Origin of the sequence: Psychrosphaera sp. B3R10, assembly GCF_018861025.1 — a bacterium.
GTDB classification, from domain to species: domain Bacteria; phylum Pseudomonadota; class Gammaproteobacteria; order Enterobacterales; family Alteromonadaceae; genus Psychrosphaera; species Psychrosphaera algicola.
Window position 1 is genome coordinate 118534 of the sequence record NZ_JAHKQH010000023.1, and the last position, 15981, is coordinate 134514.

13 protein-coding genes are annotated in these 15981 nt (G+C 41.2%); 11 read left to right on the forward strand and 2 right to left on the reverse strand.

Features of this window, described 5'->3' with window-relative positions:
• Positions 1-34 precede the first annotated feature (34 nt).
• From rnr to alr, 8 genes are all read left to right on the forward strand, one after another.
• Complete coding sequence (rnr, locus tag KO525_RS07970; protein WP_215963261.1) at positions 35-2581, forward strand: ribonuclease R; 2547 nt, start codon at positions 35-37, stop codon at positions 2579-2581.
• Between the two features lie 12 nt (positions 2582-2593).
• Positions 2594-3346 (forward strand): 23S rRNA (guanosine(2251)-2'-O)-methyltransferase RlmB, encoded by a 753-nt coding sequence (gene rlmB, locus KO525_RS07975; RefSeq protein WP_215963262.1) that lies wholly within the window; start codon positions 2594-2596, stop codon positions 3344-3346.
• 157 nt (positions 3347-3503) lie between these two features.
• Entirely contained in the window at positions 3504-4034 is a 531-nt protein-coding gene (locus KO525_RS07980) for a TlpA disulfide reductase family protein (protein ID WP_215963263.1), read from the forward strand.
• A gap of 186 nt (positions 4035-4220) precedes the next feature.
• A complete protein-coding gene (locus tag KO525_RS07985; RefSeq protein WP_252736736.1) occupies positions 4221-4850 on the forward strand; it encodes an RNA polymerase sigma factor in 630 nt (209 codons plus the stop codon).
• Complete coding sequence (locus tag KO525_RS07990; RefSeq protein ID WP_215963264.1) at positions 4850-5362, forward strand: hypothetical protein; 513 nt, start codon at positions 4850-4852, stop codon at positions 5360-5362. The genes KO525_RS07985 and KO525_RS07990 overlap by 1 nt, the downstream gene beginning before the upstream one ends.
• Positions 5363-5385: 23 nt before the next feature.
• Positions 5386-6330: a DUF4097 family beta strand repeat-containing protein gene (locus KO525_RS07995; RefSeq protein ID WP_215963265.1), complete on the forward strand. Its 945-nt coding sequence runs from the start codon at positions 5386-5388 to the stop codon at positions 6328-6330.
• Positions 6331-6486: 156 nt separating this feature from the next.
• A complete protein-coding gene (gene dnaB / locus KO525_RS08000) occupies positions 6487-7887 on the forward strand; it encodes a replicative DNA helicase (protein WP_215963266.1) in 1401 nt (466 codons plus the stop codon).
• Between the two features lie 3 nt (positions 7888-7890).
• Entirely contained in the window at positions 7891-8967 is a 1077-nt protein-coding gene (alr, locus tag KO525_RS08005; RefSeq protein WP_215963267.1) for an alanine racemase, read from the forward strand.
• Positions 8968-9036: 69 nt separating this feature from the next.
• Here alr and KO525_RS08010 read toward each other — a convergent pair whose 3' ends face one another.
• The gene (locus tag KO525_RS08010) at positions 9037-9486 is read right to left on the reverse strand and encodes an Lrp/AsnC family transcriptional regulator (RefSeq protein WP_215963268.1); all 450 of its coding nucleotides are present in this window, start codon (positions 9484-9486) and stop codon (positions 9037-9039) included.
• 141 nt (positions 9487-9627) lie between these two features.
• On the opposite strand from KO525_RS08010, the gene KO525_RS08015 reads away from it, so the two are divergent.
• Positions 9628-10218, forward strand: coding sequence for a LysE family translocator (locus KO525_RS08015; protein WP_215963269.1), 591 nt, complete (start codon positions 9628-9630; stop codon positions 10216-10218).
• A 60-nt stretch (positions 10219-10278) separates the two neighbouring features.
• On the opposite strand, the gene KO525_RS08020 is transcribed toward KO525_RS08015, so the two are convergent.
• Positions 10279-11298, reverse strand: coding sequence for a LacI family DNA-binding transcriptional regulator (locus tag KO525_RS08020; RefSeq protein ID WP_215963270.1), 1020 nt, complete (start codon positions 11296-11298; stop codon positions 10279-10281).
• 301 nt (positions 11299-11599) lie between these two features.
• Between KO525_RS08020 and KO525_RS08025 the strand changes: the two genes are divergently transcribed.
• Together KO525_RS08025 and KO525_RS08030 are read left to right on the forward strand one after the other, a co-directional pair.
• The gene (locus tag KO525_RS08025) at positions 11600-14350 is read left to right on the forward strand and encodes a TonB-dependent receptor (protein ID WP_215963271.1); all 2751 of its coding nucleotides are present in this window, start codon (positions 11600-11602) and stop codon (positions 14348-14350) included.
• Between the two features lie 78 nt (positions 14351-14428).
• Complete coding sequence (locus KO525_RS08030) at positions 14429-15976, forward strand: tryptophan halogenase family protein (protein WP_215963272.1); 1548 nt, start codon at positions 14429-14431, stop codon at positions 15974-15976.
• Positions 15977-15981: the final 5 nt, after the last annotated feature.

Consider the following 15981-nt stretch of genomic DNA (forward strand, 5'->3'; position numbering starts at 1 on the left):
AACATTATTTTTTAATTTTTATAAGTGAAACTGAATGCCAAAATTTGACCCGAATCACGATCGGGAAGTTGCTAAATACGGAACCCCTATCGCGAGCCGCGAATTTATCTTAGAACAAATCGAAAAGAACGACTCCCCCCTTTCGTATGGCGAATTATTGAAAATTTGTCAGGTCTCCAGCGATGATTTAAAAGTTGCCTTAAAAAGGCGCCTCAGAGCGATGGAACGTGACGGCCAGTTATTATTTACAAAGTTTAAAAAATACGCGATCCCCGATCAGAAAGATTTTATTGTCGGTCAAGTGATTGGTCACCGCGATGGTTTTGGTTTTTTACAACCTGAAAACGCTAAGAATAACCGCAGCGACTGGTATATAAGCCACAGCCAAATGCGGAGCTATATCCATGGCGATATCGTAAGAGCGCAATCATTAGGCGAATTTAAAGGCAAAACCGAAGCCCGCATTGTTGACTTAGTCACAGCTCGTTCAGCGCCGCTAATAGGCCGTTATTTTGTTGAGTCTGGTGTGCAATCTGTAGTACCAGATGACAGTCGTATTAAACACGAAATCATTATCCCGAAAGGATCAGAAAACGGTGCTCGACACGGCCAGATGGTTATTGTCGAAATAGAATCGCGTCCAAATAGGTCATCAAGTGCAACTGGTTCAATTAGAGAAGTTTTAGGCGAGCATATGGCGCCAGGAATGGAAATTGATATCGCGCTACGTAATTATGAAATTCCATTTGAATGGTCTGACACAATTGTCAACTTGGCTAAAAAACTGTCACCAGAAGTTTCAGAACAAGACAAGTTAGGCCGCGTTGATCTGCGTAATTTACCGTTAGTCACTATTGATGGTGAAGATTCCCGTGACTTTGATGACGCGGTTTATTGTGAGCGTAAAAAATCCGGTGGGTGGCGTCTATATGTTGCCATAGCCGACGTTTCTCATTACGTAAAACATAACTCAGCATTGGACAGAGAAGCTATCGATAGAGGAAATTCTGTATATTTCCCATCGCAAGTTATCCCAATGTTACCAGAGGCACTATCAAACGGATTATGTTCATTAAATCCACAAGTTGACCGTTTGTGTTTAGTGGCTGAGATGACAGTCGCCGATAGTGGTAAATTATCAGGCTTTAAATTTTACGAAGCTGTCATGCATTCTCATGCCCGACTAACGTATACCAAAGTGGCCGCTATCTTAGATGGTGATGCGACTATGATTGACCGTTATCAAGCGGTCTATCCGCATTTGATGGATTTATTTGATCTTTACAAAGCGCTTAAACTTAGACGTGCTGAACGTGGTGCTTTTGAATTTGATACTATCGAAGCTAAGTTTATTTTTAACGCCAATAAAAAAATTGATTCGGTTGAAACTGTTGAGCGTAATGACGCCCATAAATTGATCGAAGAATGTATGATTTTAGCCAACGTAGCGACAGCTAAGTTCCTAGAAAAAAATGATGCAGGCGCGCTATTTAGGGTACATGACAAACCCGACCCAACAAAACTTGCTAGTTTTCGAGCATTTTTAGCAGAACTTGGTGGCGAACTGACATTTAGTGATCAACCTACACCTAAAGAACTCAGCGATCAGGTTAATCCATTTTTGAATCGTCCAGATTCAGAACTTATTCAAACCATGATGATCAGGTCAATGCGCCAAGCGGTATATCAGCCTGACAACATCGGTCACTTTGGTTTAGCGTTAGACGGCTATGCGCATTTTACATCGCCAATTCGTCGTTACCCAGACTTAATCGTCCATCGTGCAATTAAAGGCGTTTTGCATAAACAAGGTGAAAAAACGTCTGGTCACTACGTTTATTCCAGCGAAGAATTAGAGCATTTAGGTGAACAGTGTTCAAAGACCGAACGTCGTGCTGATGAAGCAACACGAGACGTAGAGTCTTGGTTGAAATGTGAATTTATGCAGGACCACATTGACCGCGAATATGAAGGCATTATTGCTTCTGTCACCTCATTTGGCGTGTTTGTCAGACTTAAAGAATTGCATATTGAAGGCCTGGTTCACATCACTGGATTAGGAAACGACTACTTTAATTATGACCAAGGGCGCCATGTTTTAGTGGGTGAACGAACACGTCAGGTATTCAAACTCGGTGATGAGTTAGACGTACGAGTTCGTTCGGTAGACTTAGATGGAAGACAGATTGATTTTGAGTTGGCTGATTTGCCACGGGGCTCATCGCGTGACAGGTTGGCAGGAAAATCACGTAAACCGCAGGCTAAAAATACTCGCCCAACGGGCAAAGGCAGTAGTGACAAAGACCGCAAAGAACCGTCTAAACCTAGACGCAGTGGTTCAATTAGAGAACGTTTGAAACGTGGTGACGTGCCTGGCGATATACAATCTGAAGTGGCCCAAAAAGAAGGGACATCTAAGGGAAAAAATTCTGCGGACGGCGCAGTTGGTCAAAATAAAAAACCAACAACAAAACCAAAAGCAACAAAGAAAAAACACGCTAAGAAAAAAGCCAGCACGAGTAAACCTAAAACGCGTGCAGCTAAGCGAATTGCCGCCAAAAAAGCTAAAAAAAGTCAATAAGAGAAGTAAGATATGAGTTCAGAAATCGCCTACGGCATCCATTCCATTAGCGCCATAATGGCCAATGAGCCAGAGCGCCTAATTGAAGTATATGCGTTAAAAGATCGTAAAGATGACCGTATGGCACCACTGATTAGCCAAGCTCATTCCCTTGGTGTATCTGTTCAATATATGTCGCGTAAAGTGTTAGACGATAAAAGTGACGGCGAACAGCATCAAGGTATTATTGCTCGTGTTAAAGCAGCTAAACAAAAAGACGAAGCCGATCTGTCAGATCTATTAGCCCGATTGAACCAACAAAACATTGCTCCATTATTGTTAATTCTTGACGGGGTAACTGACCCACATAATTTGGGTGCTGTTCTCCGTACCGCTGATGCCGCGGGTGTTCATGGCGTTATTGTTCCTAAAGATAGGTCGGCGAAATTGACAGGTACGGCGCGTAAAGTTGCATGTGGCGCAGCTGAAGTTATGCCATTATTTGTCGTTACAAATCTAGCTCGTAGTTTAAAGTCTTTACAAAATGAAGGTGTTTGGATTGTTGGTACTGCGGGTGAAGCTGAGCAAGACGTATTTCAAAAATCAATGACCGGCCCGTTGGCTTTAGTTATGGGGGCTGAGGGTACCGGAATGCGTCGACTTACACGAGAAAACTGTGACGACTTAGTTAAAATACCGATGGCAGGTTCTGTCTCAAGTTTAAATGTTTCAGTTGCAACGGGTGTCATTTTGTTTGAAGCCGTACGCCAACGAACATTAGCATAACGCTTAATAAGAAACCTTGGTTAGCTAAATAGCAATCGTATTTATTTGTATAATCACGAATTAATACTCCAATACTTTTTCATCATGTATTTGTAACATATAGGCCGTTTTAGAGGTCTATATCAACAACGCGTTGTATTAGGAAATGTCAGCCCAAATGAAACATATTATTCTCACAACTCTACTGCTTATTTGTTGTTTTTCACTTTACGCTGATGAACCCGAGCTTGACGAAGACGGTAATCCGATTATTTTACCAGACCTAGCATCGCCATGGTCTTTATCGAATGGTCAAGGTTTAGAGGTTGATTCTGAGGACTTAAAGGGTAAACCTTATGTCTTGCATTTTTGGGCCACTTGGTGTCCTTATTGTAAAAAATTGCAGCCAGGTTTAGATGTCATTTCTAAGGGGTATGTGGACAAAGGTATTCCAACTTATGCAGTGAGTTTTTGGGAAAATCCAAGAGCAAAGCCTGTTAAAGAAATGAAAAGTCGAGGCTTAACCTTGCCGGTACTAATTGAAGGTGATGCGGTGGCTAAGCAATTTAGCGTTATGGGTACGCCAACGACAATATTTATTAATGGTGAAGGTGAAATTGTATACGTACATATGTTATCGAATCCAAACGATCCACAAATTAGAGTCGCCTACGAATCACTTCTCAAATCCATGGCAACAGACGATTAACACAAAGGAGCGAAAGCGCCTTTTTTGTTAACGATAAGCAGCGCTATTCAATCTTTTGGTTTACCGAAACTAGCTCGCTATTACGGGCTTTTTGACAAAATAAATAATTCTCCTTTAAACCTTTTTCTATTCCCCTGATACTAAGTAAATAACAACACAGTAGTTCAACAATAAAAGAAGAATATTTTGGTTGGAAACGTAATTTCGCCTCAGCAATTTCAACAGGTTGATGTCAATCGTGTCGACGATGATGCACAGCTTGTCGTTTTGCTTAAACAAGGCAACCAAAATGCACTTAAACAACTTTACGATAAATACATAAATCGAACCTACGCCTTAAGTTTACGATTGTCAGGTGACCGTGAGATTGCAGAAGATATTACTCAGGAAGTTTACGTGCAGGTTTGGCAGAAAATTCACAACTTTCGTGGCGATAGCAAATTCTCAACATGGCTACAGTCGGTGACCAGTAATGTTGCTATTTCTCATATGCGAAAACAAAAGCCGTGGTGGCGCAGCTGGTTTGGTTCAGACGAACAAAACCAACAGGCCCTCGATGCTCAGGAAATATCTGACGATTATTCGGATTATGATCTGAGCCGCAGTGGTCTAGATAAACATATTGCTAGTCTGCCAGAACAAGCTCGAGTGGTATTTGTGCTGTTCGCTATTGAAGGCTGGCGACACGAAGAAATTAGCAAAGAGCTAGGGATCGCTGTTGGTAGCAGTAAAGCGCAATATCACAGAGCCAAGCAATTGCTGCAGAAGCAACTATTGGCAGAAGACGAACAATCACAAACGAGGGGAGGGCATTAATGATGACATCTAAAGACAAACAATTTGATGACCTAATCAGCGATTTGGAACCAGAATTGGCACCAAAACGAGATTTGTGGGCTGGTATTGAGCAAGCCATTACAAATGTGCCACAGCAAACACCAAGTGAACTAAGTAGCTCGACAATTAAATCAACTCCGTGGCTTAAAGTTGCGGCTATGTTTGCTCCAGTGGCGCTAGTCACTGGGCTTTGGTTAGGATTGCCGAAAGGTATCGATCAACAAATTGAAGAACCGAGTTGGTTAACACCGGTTTCGGCCAGTTTTGAATTGCAAAAACAGCAACTGTTGCAACGGGTCAGTAATACCAATGTGGTCTCGCCAAACTGGCGTTCATCACTTACCGAATTGGAGTTGGCGGAAAAGGCCTTGAAAAAAGCCCTTATTCATCAACCAGAAGACGCAGTGTTGATGAAAATGTTAACCCAGATCCATCAACAACAATTGGCATTGATCAGTAAGTCGCATCAATCCAAATTTACACAAATTTAATGAAACGTTAACAAGGTATATTTATGAAAAACTTATTAGTCATAACCGCGCTGCTTGTTTTGTCCATCGGTCAAGTTGCCGCGGGTGAAAAAGTAGACAAGGTATTAACGACGACTGAAAACGGGAAAGTCTTAATTGATGTGCAATCAGGTAAAGTGACAATTAAAACGTGGGATAAAAACGAAGTTAAGGTTGTTGGTGAGCTCGATAAGGACGCAGAGGGTTATCAGTTTGAAAACAATGAAAATGGACGAGTTGTTTTTAAGGTGCATATGCCCAGCCAAAAATGGAACAACTGGAAAGAAGAAGGCTCAAAATTGGTGTTTTGGATACCCGTTAAAAACGGCGTTAAATTTGAAGGTGTCACTGTTGATGTCAAAGTGGCAAATGTATTAGGCGGCGCTCGGATAAACACAGTGAACGGTTATATTGATGCTTCAAAATTAGAAGGCCGAATTGCATTAGGCACAGTCAATGGCGATATCAAATCGGAAGGATTAAAGGGCAATATTAATTTAAATTCGGTTAATGGTGAAATTGACGATTCTGGTAGCGAAGGTGACTTGGAAATTGAAACCGTGAACGGCGATATTAATACCAACAGTAAAGTTAACGAGCTAAAAATCACCAATGTTAATGGTGATATGGACTTGGACTTAAAGTCCATCAAAGAAATTGAGATAAGTACTGTGAACGGTGACATCAATTTGCGAGCTGATCTTTCTAACATCAAAACGTTATTTATCACTTCAGTCGGTGGCGATACTGACCTTAAATTTGGTGGCGATATTTCTGCAGAATTTAGAATTGAAGCCCACTCTGGCGGTGATATTGAAAATAACTTAAGCGGAGATAAAGTAAGAAAAGACAAATATGGTCCGGGAGAGTCACTCCGTTTTACACTAGGTAGTGGTAAAGCTGAAGTTGAAATTAATACTGTAAACGGCGACATTCGCATCGGAAAATAGAGCAAGTTACACTTTTGAAGTTGTCCCATTAGGGGCGAAGTAATTCGCCCCATTTTTGATCTTAAATCACTAACATAAGTTGCTATCAAGCGTCTAAATCCCTAGAATAGTATGCCTAAATTACCCCTCGTAATGTCTCAACCAGCAGAGTATTAAATGGCGAAATCGTCTTATAAACCGACCAGAGAACAACAAGCTCAAGTGGACTCGTTAAAAGTCCCACCGCATTCTATTGAGGCCGAACAATCGGTTTTAGGTGGTTTGATGCTGGACAATAATGCGTGGGATAGAGTCGCAGAAAAAGTCGTAAAAGGTGATTTCTATTTAAAGCAACATAGAGATATTTTTGCTGCGATGGCCATGTTGATGATCCAGAATCATCCTATTGACTTAATCACGGTATCTGAAGCTTTAGAAAAAGATAAAAAACTTGAAGGCGTTGGTGGCTTTTCTTATTTAGGGGAAATTGCCAAAAATACACCGAGTGCAGCAAACATTGTAGCTTATGCTGCAATTGTTCGAGAAAGAGCGGTTGTCCGTGAACTTATCGGCACAGCCAATGAAATGGCCGACGCGTGTTATAACCCCGAAGGGCGAAGCAGTGAAGAACTATTGGACTTTGCTGAATCCCGGGTTTTCAAAATCGCCGAGCAGCGTGAAAATAAAAATGACGGACCTAAAGACCTACAATCAATATTAACTTCTACCGTTGATAAGATTGAAGAACTTATGCGTACCGACAACGACGGTATCACGGGCTTAACAAGTGGCTTCACCGATCTCGATAAAATGACCAGCGGTTTTCAACCATCTGATCTGATTATCGTGGCCGCTCGACCTTCAATGGGTAAAACCACGTTTGCTATGAATTTAGTTGAAACGGCAGCACTTACCTCAGATTACCCAGCACTTGTATTTAGCTTAGAGATGCCGTCTGACTCAATAATGATGAGAATGCTGGCGTCGCTAGGTCGAATCGATCAAACTAAAGTTCGTACCGGTAACTTAGACGATGACGATTGGGCTCGTTTGGCTAGTACACTTGGTATTATGCAGGAAAAAGGTAAGCTTTATATTGATGACTCATCGGGATTAACGCCTACCGAGGTTCGTTCTAGAGCGCGTCGTATCGCCCGGGAACACGGTGGTCTATCCATGATAATGATAGATTACCTTCAGCTGATGCGATCCCCTGAATTTAAAGATAATCGAACCTTGGAAATTGCCGATATTTCTGCGTCATTAAAAGCTTTAGCAAAAGAATTGAACATTCCGGTTATTGCCCTAGCACAGCTTAACCGTGGATTGGAGCAACGAGCAGACAAACGCCCAATCAACTCAGACTTACGTGAGTCTGGCTCAATAGAGCAAGATGCTGACTTAATCATGTTTATTTATCGTGATGAAGTTTATCATGAAGATTCAGCGGACAAAGGTACGGCAGAGATTATTATTGGTAAACACCGTAATGGTCCAATTGGCCGAATTAGGTTAACAACTCAACTGCATTATTCTCGATTCGATAATTATGCCGGCAATGCTTTCATAGACGACTAAATCATGTATCAGCCTACAGTAGACATCAACCTGTCTGCGCTAAACCACAATTTAACGCAGATCAAAAAGCGGGTAAAACACGCTAACGTATTAGCTATGGTAAAAGCTGACGGTTATGGTCATGGCATTGTGCCGGTTGCCCAAAGTTTAGCCGCAGCGGATGCATTTGGTGTTGCGCGGGCGAGTGAAGCGAAAGAGTTGGTTGATGCCCAAATAAATAAACCTGTAGTGTTGGTTGAAGGGTGTTTTGATCTAGACGAATATCAATGGGCGTTGCAAAGTGGGGTACAAGTAGCGATCCATACTCCAGTGCAGCTAGAACAATTTTTAAGTTTAAATACAGCAAAGCGGATAACCGTTTGGTTAAAATTAGACACTGGTATGCATCGACTTGGATTTAGTCCAACACAATTTAAGACCGCTTTTCAACAATTAGAACAGTGCCAACATTGTGTCGATATTGTCTCAATGACGCACTTTGCCTGCGCTGACGACTTAGAGAATCCACTAAACGAGATGCAGCTCAGCGAGTTTGAACAAACCTGTTCAGGGCTTGAAGGACAGCAGTCAGTCGCAAATTCAGCATTGATCTTGTCTCGTCCTGATAAAATTAAAGACTGGGTTCGTCCCGGTATTGCGCTTTACGGCTCATCGCCTATTGAAGGCAGTCAATCTCAAGATTTTGACCTTCGCCCTGTAATGACATTCAAGGCTAATATCATTGCGATTAATGCTATTCCAAAGGGACATACCGTTGGATATGGTTGTGGTTGGACTGCAGATAAAGATAGCACGATAGCCGTGGTGGCCGTTGGATATGGAGATGGTTATCCACGACATGCTCAAAATGGCACACCAGTGTTAATCAATGACCAAAAAGCGCCTTTAGTTGGTCGCGTTTCCATGGACATGATTACTGTTGATATTAGTGAGTTAACCAATGTAAATATTGGTGATTCTGTCGTCTTGTGGGGAGAGGGATTACCAGCAGAAGAAATTGCCATCTGTGCGTCTACTATTAGCTATACCTTGTTTTGCGGTATCACTCGACGAGTAAAACGTAATTATATCAACGCCTAAACTGGTTAAAATAGTGAATGTCGTGTCACTGAAAAATGACGTTTTGACTCCGAATTACTCTTAAATCAGTTATTGTCTTTCATCTTTAGGAGAGTCCATTACCACATGTGTACTTATTGTTGCGACCTGTGGCAAATCCCCAAGTACGTCAGTGTGAAACGTCTTATAACTCACTAAATCTAGAGTTTCGACTCTCAGTAAATATTCAAAAGCCCCAGTGACATTATGGCACTCTAATACTTCGGTAGAGCCTGATATTGCCTGTTCAAAGGCTTGTTGTGCGTCTTTAGTGTGAGTCTTTAATCCAACGGTGACATAGGCTACAAAGCCAATCCCTAAACGCTGATTATTTAACACAGCTCGATATGACTGAATAACGCCGGACTGCTCCAACTCCTGAACTCGACGTAAACAGGCGGAAGGAGATAAACCCACTTTTTCTGCAAGTTGAATATTGGCGATCCGGCCGTCGGATTTTAACTCGCGCAATATTTGTTGGTTGTATCGGTCTAATTTCATGATTAATTGCAATTTATCTTTTATACAAACAATAAACGCAATTTAATTCGATTGGAAGCGCAGTAAACTACTAATTCAGAATCACTTGAACAGAACGAAGCTGAGCAAGTGAAAAACGTCCTAATTTAAAATGGAGCTCAAATGGAAACGTTAATGACGTTGGCACTTTTTGCGTTTGTTTCGTCAATCACCCCAGGTCCCAACAACTTGATGTTATTAAGTTCAGGAGTGAACTTTGGCTGGCGCAGAACATTACCACATATGATAGGTGTCGCCAGTGGTTTTACTTTAATGGTGTTTTTAGTGGGGATTGGTGTAATTCAACTGTTTGACATGGTGCCGCAAAGCTATGTTGTTCTAAAATGGTTTTGTATTGTCTATTTGTCTTATCTTGCTGTAAAAATCGCGCGTTCTGGTAATGCTGTCGCGAGAGAAAGTGGTAGTGTTAAGCCAATGACCTTTATGCAAGCTGTCTTATTCCAATGGGTTAATCCAAAAGCCTGGACCATGGCGTTAAGTGCAATTAGTGTTTATGCGCCCGAACGAGACTTAATATCTGTAATCTGGGTGTCATTAATTTTTGCGGCCATTAATTTGCCGTCGATTACGGTTTGGGTCGTTGTTGGAGACCGACTTCAACAATTTTTGACTAGCGCTGTCAAATTGAAAGTGTTTAATTACTCGATGGCGACGTTACTGATATTGTCTTTGTTCCCAGTCATTATGGAATAAGGCGTAGCGGGAGTTTTAATGTTAAAAAAGGCGTCTATCAGACGCCTTTTTTATGCGATGCTATTTAGGACTAAACGCCGTTGTTGAATCTCTAACCAGTAAAGTTGGATTAAACTCAATAACATCTTCAATAACTTGGTTTCGGATCTGCTTAAGTAACAATTCAGTTGCGGATTTTGCAATCAAGGATGTCGGCTGCTCTGCTGTTGTTAGCTTAGGCCAAGTTTGTCTAGAGAATGGACTGTTTTCGAATCCAACAATAGAAATTTGGTTCGGAATATCGATACCTTCTAATCGACACGCAAATAATGCACCGGCTGCGATTTCATCGTTACTTGCGAAGATGGCGGTTGGCATTTTTTTCAACGTGAGCAGTTGTTTAGCTCCATTTACACCTGATTCGAATGAGTATTCACCGTCGACAATAAAATTCGGTTTGACCGAGATCCCACGTTGTTTTAAGGCTTGTTGATAACCTTCTAAACGTTCATGACTCGACTTATGTTCAGGGTCACCACAAATAAACGCAATATCGTTATGTCCTAAATCAATTAAGTACTCAGTGATAGATAAACTTGCCGCTCGGTCATTAACATAAACGCATTGGTTTGCTTGCTCTAATGAGCCTTTTCCTGAAATGACTCGAACAAACTTCACGCCTTTTTTTTGAAGTTCGAAAATTAGCTTTTGATTTTCTGAAAGAGGAGGCGTCAATACCAAACCATCAAGGTTTGAGCGTGCTACTAAGCGTAAAATCTCTTGAATTATATTAGGTGCGTGGGCGTCACAGGGGTGGATCAGCAATTCAAAGTTTTGTTCACGACAAACATCCAAAATACCATTTTGCATATCGATTATGTAATACGCATTAGGGTTGTCGTATATAAAGCCTATCTCAAACGATTGAGTGCTAGCTAAGCTACGGGCCGCTTGACTCGGGCGGTAGTTTAACTCTGCCATTGCTGCTTGTACTTTGTCTTTAGTGGCCTGGCGGACACCTTGTTCGTTATTAATGACACGCGAAACAGTCTTGATTGACACGCTTGCTTTTTCTGCAACTTCGCTAATAGTTATTTTCATTAAGTGATTCCTCTGATTGCAAGCTAAGACTAGCACAGTGGAGTCTGACAACGATAGCCAATTTTGATGTTTTATTGTTCATCTATTTGGTTTTATATTGAAAGTGTAAATATTTTATAAAACTTAAATTATAATAAATACAAATAGATGTGGTTTTTTGTGGCAAAAAAATGAACTATTTTTTGTAAATACGATTGCCTTTTAAATAATCTTGTATTAGTTTAATGACAACGCTGTCATTTTAAATAAAAGTTAGTGTACTAAAAAAACAACAACAATATTGATGAGCTTGGGAGCCATTATGAAAAATTCTCGTCTTAAACTATCCGCATTAGCGTTGGCAATCGCTAGTTCACTTACTGCTACAGCAGTTACAGCCGCAGAAGCTGATGAACAAGTAAAAGCTGACGACGATGTTGAAGTTATTCAAATACGTGGTATTCGTGCCAGTACTAAGAAAAACTTAAATCAAAAACGTTTTGCAATGGCAATTGTAGATACAATCACACCGGAAGATATCGGTAAATTCCCTGATAAAAACGTTGCAGATACGTTATCTCGAATTCCTGGTGTAACTATTAGCCGTGACTTTGGTGAAGGCGAAGGCGTAACAATTCGTGGTTTTACCCCTAACCAAAACGTAACATTATTGAATGGTCAAGGTGTTGGTACTGCTCAGTGGTTTGTACTAAACAATACTGGCCGTAACTTCAACTTTGAAATGTTGGCATCAGAAATGGTTGGTGGCCTTGAAGTTTACAAATCGCCACAAGCCGATATCGAAGAAGGTGCGCTTGGTGGTACGGTAATCGTTAATACTCGCAAACCATTAGAAATGGAGTCAGGCACAATCGCTGGTTCTGTCGATATGCAGTACTCTGAACTTCCTGACGAATGGGATCCCAGTGCTTCAATCGTAACCGCTTGGTTAAATGAAGACGAAACATTTGGTATTAACGTTTCAGCGGCAATACAAAACAGAACAGTAGAACGTCATTCTCAAGAGTCTGATTTTGGTTGGTTTGGCCCTGGTATTGCGAGAATCGCGGTTACACCACCTAAAAACGACACGCCACAAGAACAAGGCTCAACTCCTTGGGGTGTAGGTTCTGCGGTATTTAAACAAGACCGTGAACGTGTAAACTTTGATATGACGGCTCAATGGATGCTTTCCGATCAACTTGATGTAAGTGTTCATTACTTATTTTCTGAAATGGAAGCGTCAAACGTAAACTCAAATATGATTGGTATTCCTTTCCGTGGTATCGCTGTAGGTGATGATTATGCTCGCGAAGGTACAACATCTGGTGGTTATTTAACGCATCTTGAATATTACGGCGATCCGGCTCAAGGTGGATGGGTACCTCAGTTCTTAGCTTACGATAATATCTATCGTGATGGTTCAAAAATGGGTACTCAGGTACTTGATTTTGAAGTGAACTACGAAGCTGATTTTGGTCAAGTGCATTTCCAAGCCGGTACAACAACGGGTAAAGGCGATATTTATGACTTCTTTACTGAATTCTGGGCAGATCCACTAGATTCTCGCGCTGGTATTATCTTTGATAATCCAAATCCTTCATCACATGGTCCTGCGATTGACTTCGAACGGGCAAACCCTTGGATGTCTAACCCAACAGACCAAATGTACTTAGGTGGTATTTTCAACCAGTACAATGAAGTTACCGACTCAGAAAATTACGCACAAGTTGACGTAACGATGGATCTAGAATTAGGTCTAATCAATCAAGTTAAATTTGGCGGTAAAATTAAAGACCGTAGTTTTGAACAAGAGCGTCATCAAGACAACTTGTCTAACCTTGCTGGTTGGGGTGCAGGTAGTTTAGGCCCTGTGTCTGATTTTTGGTCAGGAGACCTACTTAACATTGAACATGCGGGTAACTCGTTACAAAGCCAGACGTATTTTGATCCAGACCGCTCTAAAATGTTTGACGCTTTGTATGCTCAACCTGCTTGTACATCTGCGTTAGTTGATGCAGGTACAACATGTTTGAATCGCGATCAATTCCAACCGTTAGCTTCGTTTAACATTGAAGAAACAATCACTTCATTGTACGCCATGGCAAACTTTGAAGGTGATAATTTCCGTGGTAACTTCGGTGTTCGTTATGTTAGCACTGATGCGACTTCAAACGGTTATGACGCGTCAGCAACAGCTGTTGCCATAGATAATAGTTACAGCAACTTATTACCAAGTGTTAATGTTACTTATACTTTGTCTGACGATTTATTGTTACGTGCTGCGGCATCTAAAACAATATCTCGACCTTCGCCTTTCTCTATGGCACCTGCATTTAACTTAACGCCTGAAACAGGTCGTGGTGATGCTGGTAACCCAGATTTAAAACCGACTAAAGCGACGTCGTATGACTTAGGTATGGAATATTACTTCACTGAATCATCGTTGTTGGCTGCAACGTATTTCTATAAAGATATTACTGACTTCCAATTCAACAATGTCATCCAAAAAGAAATCAACGGTGTTCAATACAACCAATTGAATAGCCCAGATAACGGTGACAGCTCTAGTTATTCAGGTTTTGAACTACAAGTCCAACATATTTTCGATAATGGGTTTGGTGGTTTTGCTAACTATACGTTTGTTGACGCATCGGAAGGTAAATATACATCTGCTGAAGTCGACGGTGATGGTAACGTAACTATGGTTGATGGTAGCGTTCAGTTCCCAGACGTTTCTGAAAATGCCTATAACTTAGGTGTGTTCTACGAAACGGATACATATAGTGCACGTTTGAACTACAACTACCGTAGTGAGTATTTCACAACGCAAACTGAATTTGGTCCAACATTCCGTGACGCAACTAGTCAAATGGATGCACAAATCAGCTATGACGTTTCAGAAAACATCACAGTTAAATTTGAAGTGGTTAATTTGACGGATGAGTCATTTAACAACTACTTAATTAATGACGGTGATGTGGCTGGCTATCAGTACACAGGTACAAAAGTTGTATCGACTGAAAGCCAAAATGGTCGTCGCTTCTACGTTGGTGCAAACTTCAAATTTTAATTTGAATTAATACCAACTCCAACATAGCATTAAAGGCCAATCACTTGATTGGCCTTTTCATTTTTATGAGGTAGTACCTTGGATCCTAAATCTATTTTAATTTGTGGCGGTGGCACGGCGGGCTGGATGGCGGCAAATATGTTTCAGCATCGTTGGCCAAAAACACATATAACCTTAATAGAATCAGATAATGTCGGGATCATTGGCGTTGGCGAGGGTTCGACACCTTATTTAAAACACTTTTTTGCCCAACTTGGCATTAAAGACAGTGATTGGATGCCTCAATGTAACGCGACTTATAAGGTTGGAATAAGTTTTCCAAACTGGTCCACACGCAAAGGGCATGAACAATATTTTCATCCATTTTTTTCAGAGCTGGACATTGAGCCTGGCGAACCATTTTTTCATAACGCTAAATTGCAAAGATCAGGTGTAGAGGCGAATGCCCACCCAGATCATTATTTTGTCACAGCCCAAATGGCACGTGATTGTTCTGCGCCAATCTCTAATAAATACCCCGACCTAAATATTGATTACGGTTACCATTTTGACTCTGGATTATTGGGCGAATATCTAAAAAAACGCGCCATTGGTCTTGGGTTAACACATATCGTAGCCGATATTGAAAACGTCATTGTTGATGATAATTTGAATATCAATTCTGTTCAGTCTAATGCGGGAAGTCATACTGCTGAGGTCTATGTCGACTGCACAGGATTCCGAAGTTTATTAATGCAACAGGCATTGGCAGAACCTTTTATATCCTATGAAGACAACCTGTTTAATGACTCTGCAATTGCCATAGCGACAGATTTGAACCTCGATGAGCCTATCACACCCCAGACTCGCTCAAGCGCGCTGACATGTGGTTGGGCGTGGCAAATACCGTTGACCAATCGTTATGGTAACGGTTATGTTTATAGCTCCAAATACATTTCAGACGACGATGCAGAACAAGAACTTCGAGCACACTTAGGCATTGAAGATAAACCCGAGATAAAAGCTCGCCGCCTAAAAATGAAAATTGGCCGAATAGAACATCATTGGAAAGGCAATTGTCTGGCAGTGGGATTGTCTCAAGGCTTTATCGAACCGCTTGAGGCTACTGCACTGATGTTAGTGCAATACACCATAGATAATTTTATCGAACATTATGTGCATATTGAACATAACTCCCCTAACAAACAACGTAATCATTTAGCCGCGCAAGAGAGCTTTAACAGCAATGTTAATAAAATGATGGAAGGTATTCGAGATTACATTGTGACGCACTACGTAACAAATACTCGTGACGACTCTGCGTACTGGGCAGATTGCCGTAATGCATTGAAATCCAAGCGATTAGAACGACTGTTGAAGGTGTGGGATGACAATGGTGACTTCGAGTCAGTTTTAAACGAGTTAGATGATGGTCTCGTTTATCTAAGACCATCTTGGTATGTTTTACTTATGGGGGTGGGTCGATTTACAACTAAATTAGAGCAAGTTGCGCCCGCAGCAAAACCCGTATTGGACTATAAAAAATCCCGTGGTTATTGTGAGCAATTAGTGGCAGATGTTTTTCCGCAACACAAAGAGTATTTACAATCCATATATGGCGACAAGTGGCCACATAAAATGTCCTAATCTAG

What these genes read in the sequence shown, in the direction of transcription:
- KO525_RS07980 (WP_215963263.1), top strand. Translation starts at nt 3,504, where the DNA reads ATGAAACATATTATTCTCACAACTCTACTGCTTATTTGTTGTTTTTCA.
- KO525_RS08015 (WP_215963269.1), top strand. Translation starts at nt 9,628, where the DNA reads ATGGAAACGTTAATGACGTTGGCACTTTTTGCGTTTGTTTCGTCAATC.
- KO525_RS07995 (WP_215963265.1), top strand. Translation starts at nt 5,386, where the DNA reads ATGAAAAACTTATTAGTCATAACCGCGCTGCTTGTTTTGTCCATCGGT.
- rnr (WP_215963261.1), top strand. Translation starts at nt 35, where the DNA reads ATGCCAAAATTTGACCCGAATCACGATCGGGAAGTTGCTAAATACGGA.
- alr (WP_215963267.1), top strand. Translation starts at nt 7,891, where the DNA reads ATGTATCAGCCTACAGTAGACATCAACCTGTCTGCGCTAAACCACAAT.
- KO525_RS07990 (WP_215963264.1), top strand. Translation starts at nt 4,850, where the DNA reads ATGATGACATCTAAAGACAAACAATTTGATGACCTAATCAGCGATTTG.
- KO525_RS08025 (WP_215963271.1), top strand. Translation starts at nt 11,600, where the DNA reads ATGAAAAATTCTCGTCTTAAACTATCCGCATTAGCGTTGGCAATCGCT.
- rlmB (WP_215963262.1), top strand. Translation starts at nt 2,594, where the DNA reads ATGAGTTCAGAAATCGCCTACGGCATCCATTCCATTAGCGCCATAATG.
- KO525_RS08020 (WP_215963270.1), bottom strand. Translation starts at nt 11,298, where the DNA reads ATGAAAATAACTATTAGCGAAGTTGCAGAAAAAGCAAGCGTGTCAATC.
- KO525_RS08010 (WP_215963268.1), bottom strand. Translation starts at nt 9,486, where the DNA reads ATGAAATTAGACCGATACAACCAACAAATATTGCGCGAGTTAAAATCC.
- dnaB (WP_215963266.1), top strand. Translation starts at nt 6,487, where the DNA reads ATGGCGAAATCGTCTTATAAACCGACCAGAGAACAACAAGCTCAAGTG.